Origin of the sequence: Rhodococcus chondri (assembly GCF_036327435.1) — a bacterium.
Classification (GTDB): Bacteria; Actinomycetota; Actinomycetes; order Mycobacteriales; family Mycobacteriaceae; genus Rhodococcus; species Rhodococcus chondri.
The window spans coordinates 1-4,229 of sequence record NZ_JAUZMZ010000265.1 but is presented as its reverse complement, the minus strand read 5'-3'; the positions used below and the strand labels follow the sequence as shown (position 1 = coordinate 4,229).

At 67.5% G+C, this 4,229-nt stretch carries 4 protein-coding genes; 2 read left to right on the top strand and 2 right to left on the bottom strand.

What is annotated here, in order from left to right:
• Positions 1-501: 501 nt before the first annotated feature.
• Complete coding sequence (locus Q8814_RS24670) at positions 502-1,260, bottom strand: HAD-IIA family hydrolase (protein WP_330154597.1); 759 nt, start codon at positions 1,258-1,260, stop codon at positions 502-504.
• A gap of 271 nt (positions 1,261-1,531) precedes the next feature.
• Here Q8814_RS24670 and Q8814_RS24665 point away from each other — a divergent pair, with 271 nt between their 5' ends.
• Both Q8814_RS24665 and Q8814_RS24660 read left to right on the top strand, forming a co-directional pair.
• Positions 1,532-2,185, top strand: a complete 654-nt coding sequence (locus tag Q8814_RS24665; protein WP_330154596.1) for a helix-turn-helix domain-containing protein — start codon at positions 1,532-1,534, stop codon at positions 2,183-2,185.
• Between the two features lie 29 nt (positions 2,186-2,214).
• On the top strand, positions 2,215-3,390 hold the full coding sequence (locus tag Q8814_RS24660; RefSeq protein ID WP_330154595.1) for a hemerythrin domain-containing protein: 1,176 nt from the start codon (positions 2,215-2,217) through the stop codon (positions 3,388-3,390).
• A 195-nt stretch (positions 3,391-3,585) separates the two neighbouring features.
• Here Q8814_RS24660 and Q8814_RS24655 read toward each other — a convergent pair.
• Positions 3,586-4,229 (bottom strand): SelB domain-containing protein (locus Q8814_RS24655; RefSeq protein ID WP_330154594.1); only part of this gene is annotated, 644 nt, incomplete at its 5' end.

The window sequence follows — 4,229 nt, the reverse complement described above, 5'->3', positions numbered from 1 at the left end:
TCTTCGTGTGCACAGAACGTGGTAGCGGCGATCAGCCGGGAGGCAGTGCGCCGATTCTGCCGGTGCTCGGGCGTCACCGGCGGGGTCCCTGGCATGCGGAGCCGGGTGAACGAGCAGCGAGCGGGTTCGGGGTGCGGCGCGGATAGACCGGTCACGTCTGGCGCTGTGAGCATTCAGCGGGGACTATGCGACGAGATTGCGTGCTACCCCAGTACAGGTGGGTGCGTATTGCTTGTACAGCGGTGTGGGGTTCTCCGGTCTCGATGGCGTCGGCCATCTCGTGGTGGCGGTCCGTGTCCATGTTTCCGCCGGCTTTTTCGCGGCCGGCGTACATGATCTTCGACTTCTTCGGTGTCGAGGTGACGGACGTGGAGGCGGCCGCGGCCGCCGGTCACCACGAGTCCCTCTTGCTGCAGTTGGCAAGGCAACCAACCGGATTCGCATCGCGACGTATTCGGTGGCGGGCCCGCGCTCGGACGCCGGCCACGGTGATACGCGCCATCAGAACGGATTCGCGGTGCGCCCCACCAGATCCGCGATCGACTCGATGACGCGGGTGGGCCGGTAGGGAAACATCTCGACGGACTCGCGGGTGGAGATGCCGGTCAGGACCAGCAGTGTCTGCAGGCCTGCCTCGAGGCCGCAGACGATGTCGGTGTCCATGCGGTCGCCGATCATCAGCGTGTGTGCGGAGTGCGCACCGATCGCGCGCAGGGCGGACCGCATCATCAGGGCATTCGGTTTGCCCACGAAGTACGGCGCGCGACCCGTCGCGCGGGTGATCAGGGCAGCAACCGCCCCGGTGGCGGGGAGCGAGCCCTCCCGCGACGGACCGGTCGGATCCGGATTGGTCGCGATGAACCGGGCGCCCCGCTCGACGAGCCGGATCGCTCTGGTGATCGCCTCGAACGAGTACGTGCGCGTTTCTCCCAGAACGACGTAGTCCGGATCGCTGTCGGTCAGGACGTAGCCGATGTCGTGCAGGGCGGTGGTCAACCCCGATTCGCCCACCACGTACGCGCTGCCCCCGGGGCGCTGATTCGCCAGGAACGTCGCCGTTGCCAGCGCCGAGGTCCAGATCGACTTCTCCGGGACGTCGAGCCCGGTGCGCAGCAGTCGGGCTCGCAGGTCCCGCGGGGTGCGGATGGAATTGTTGGTGAGCACCATGAACGGAATGTCGTTCTCGCGCAGTTCGGTCAGGAACGCGTCGGCGCCGGGAATCAGGTGTTCCTCGCGGGCCAGAACGCCATCCATGTCCATGAGGTAATTCCAGACCGGCGCGGGTGTGGGTTCGTCGCTCACCGTTCGAGTGTGTCACCGACCGCTCGGGCCGGCAGCCGGTACAAGCCGATCAACCGAACACGACGGGCGGCAAGCAGCGCGTGGCGCTGTTCTGAACTGATAGGGGTCCTCGGCGCCTTGGCCGACCTCGCGCGAACGCACGGTCGACATGTCCGGCCCCGGGGGGGCGGGGGGCGAAATTCACCGGAACGGTCTTGTATTGAAAACTCATGCGTTCTAAATTGTGGCTATGGCGACGGTCGAGTACGACTCGGCCGGCGGATCCGAGAGCCGCCGGTACCGCTCTCCGCTGCGTCGGATGCAGGCGGCTCAGACGCGAGCGGGCGTACTCGAGGTCGCCGTCAGGTTGTTCGCCGAACGTGGCTGGGCGGGCACGGCGATGCGTGATGTCGCGCGGACCGCGGGCGTCTCCGTCGAAACCGTCTACGCGACATTCGGATCCAAGGCGCAGCTGTTGAAGGCGGCGCTGGACGTCGCGGTGGTGGGCGATGACGAGCCGCTTCCGCTGGCCGACCGACGCGTCTACAAGGCGATCGGTGCGGCGCGCACGACCGGCGATCGGATCCAACTCGCCGCGCACATGGCTACGTCGATCAACGAGCGCCTGTATCGCCTGGCTGTGGCACTTCGTCAGGGTGCGATGGTGGATGCCACGCTCGCCGATATAGGTGCCGATCTGGATGGGCAACGCAGGCGTTCGGTCGCCGACGTCGCCGGCCTGATCATGGGCCGCCGTCCCCATTCCGCTCAGGTCGACGAGCTTTGGGTCCAGACCGGCGAGCAGGTCTATGCCCTGTTCGTGGACGAATGCGGTTGGAGTCGCGTCCGTTACGAGGCATGGCTGATGGGCCGCATCGAAGAGATCCTTCACCGCCCGGTGTGACACTCGGGCGCCATTATCTGGAGTAGGTCATGAAAACCGACCCTCTGCCCCCCGCCGACACGCGCATTATGCGTATCGTGCACAACGCCTTGCGCCGCGACCTCGCGCGCGCCGGACAGGTGCTGCGCGCAGCACCGGAGCCCGGACGGACTCAGCGGGTCGCCCTCGCCGATCACCTTGTGTGGATGATGCATTTCCTGCACCTGCACCACCGCGGTGAGGACGCTGGGCTGTGGCCCCTGGTCCGGGAGTTGAACCCGGCCGCCGGAGCTCTGCTCGACGTGATGAATACCGACCATGCACGGATAGGTCCCGAGATCGAGCGGGTTACCGCCGCAGCAACCGAGTACCGCGCAGATCCTGCTGCCCGAGAGGAACTTTCGATCTCTCTCGCCGATCTCGGGGGGGTGCTGCTCCCGCATCTGCAACGGGAAGAGAGCGAAATGATGCCCGTCGTCACCCGAACCTTGACCTCTCGTCAGTGGGACGAGGTGGAGCAAAGGGTGTTCATTGCCTCGAAGACCAAGCGGGAGTTGGGAATCGAAGCTCACTGGATCATCGACGGCGTCGACCGGGAAGACTACGACGTCGCGGTTGGCAAAGTCGATCCCGCCACCCGGTTCATGCTGCTCCATGCGTTCGAGCGCTCCTACCGGCAGGCGTGCGCCGCGCGGTGGGGCGCCGAACTCGACGTCGGTCCGCGACTCGGCGCGCCGCCTCGCACCGAGGGCTCGGTAGAAATGTGGATCGACGCCCCGGCCCAGCAGTTGTACGACACGGTCGCAGACGTCACCCGCATCGGCGAACGTAGCCCCGAGTGCCGCAGCTGCGCATGGCTGCCGGGCCGGCCATCGGGGACCGTCGAGGCTCGCTTCCGCGGGCGCAACCGCGCACATCACATGCGCTGGTCTCGGGTCTGCGAGGTGACCGCCGCCGATCCGGGCGAGAAGTTCGGTTTCCGGACGTTGTCGGATCGGCGCAACCCGCTCTACCACGACTCGACCACTTGGACATACACATTCGAAGCCGACGGTGACCGGACGCGGGTGATTCACTCGTATCGCATCGACGTATTGCCGTACCGCCCGTTGTTCTGGCTCTATGCACGTCTGCAACCGCAACACCGCGACATGAGGCCGCAGATGCGGCAGAATCTGGAGGCGCTGCGGCAGCAGTCTCATGCTCGGCGATCACGTTACGGATGACTTCTTCGACCCCACGCTGCCCCGCGATCGCCAACTCGTACATATACGCTCGGCCGAGCAGTACCGCGTCGGCGCCGGGCAGTTCACCGCTCGGCCGGGCGCCTTCTGGACGACGCTCGGGGTTCGGGCCGGCACGGCGAGGACCGAGATCGCCTGCTGTCACCGGGATCTCGTCTGTCCGCCGATGTTGCGGCCCTACCGGGTGACTTGGCGGCGGTCGTCGGCCAGCCGTCGCGTGCGGCCGGCCCGGTCGAGTTGGTCGAGTAGCGGCAGCACCACCCGTCGACTTGTTTCCAGCCGTTTGCGCGCGGCACTGGTCGTGAATGGCTGCTCCAGTTCCCGGAGCCGTGTGATTGCGACGTCGAGGGCGTCGGGGAGCAGGACGATTCCCGGGCCGACCCGCCACAGCTGCCCGCTGCGATGGGCCGCTCCCAACGCCCGGTCGTCGAGGCCGAGCTCGCGGAGCCGGTCGGCGGTCGGGGCGACGAACGGAGCAGCCCCCAGCTCGCGACGCACCACCTCGACGGCGTCTCGGATGCGGTTCGGCAGCGCGGCGGCCTCGGGCCCGACGACCCGGCCTTCGACCACGCGCATGGGTGGGCGCACCAGCGCCCGGACCAGATCGGGGGAGGGCAGTCGCAGCCGCGACGCCAGGACCGCCAGCGGGACCGCCGGATCCAGTGGATGCGCGCGAGCGTGTTCCTCGACCAGTGCGGGCAGCCGGTCACCGACGGCCGTCGCGAAGGCAGGTGAGAGGAGCCATGGCCCGACGACCAGGTGGTCACCTTTGTGGCCAGGGATGCCGAGCTGACGTAGCCGCTCCCGGTGCAGGATCCCGC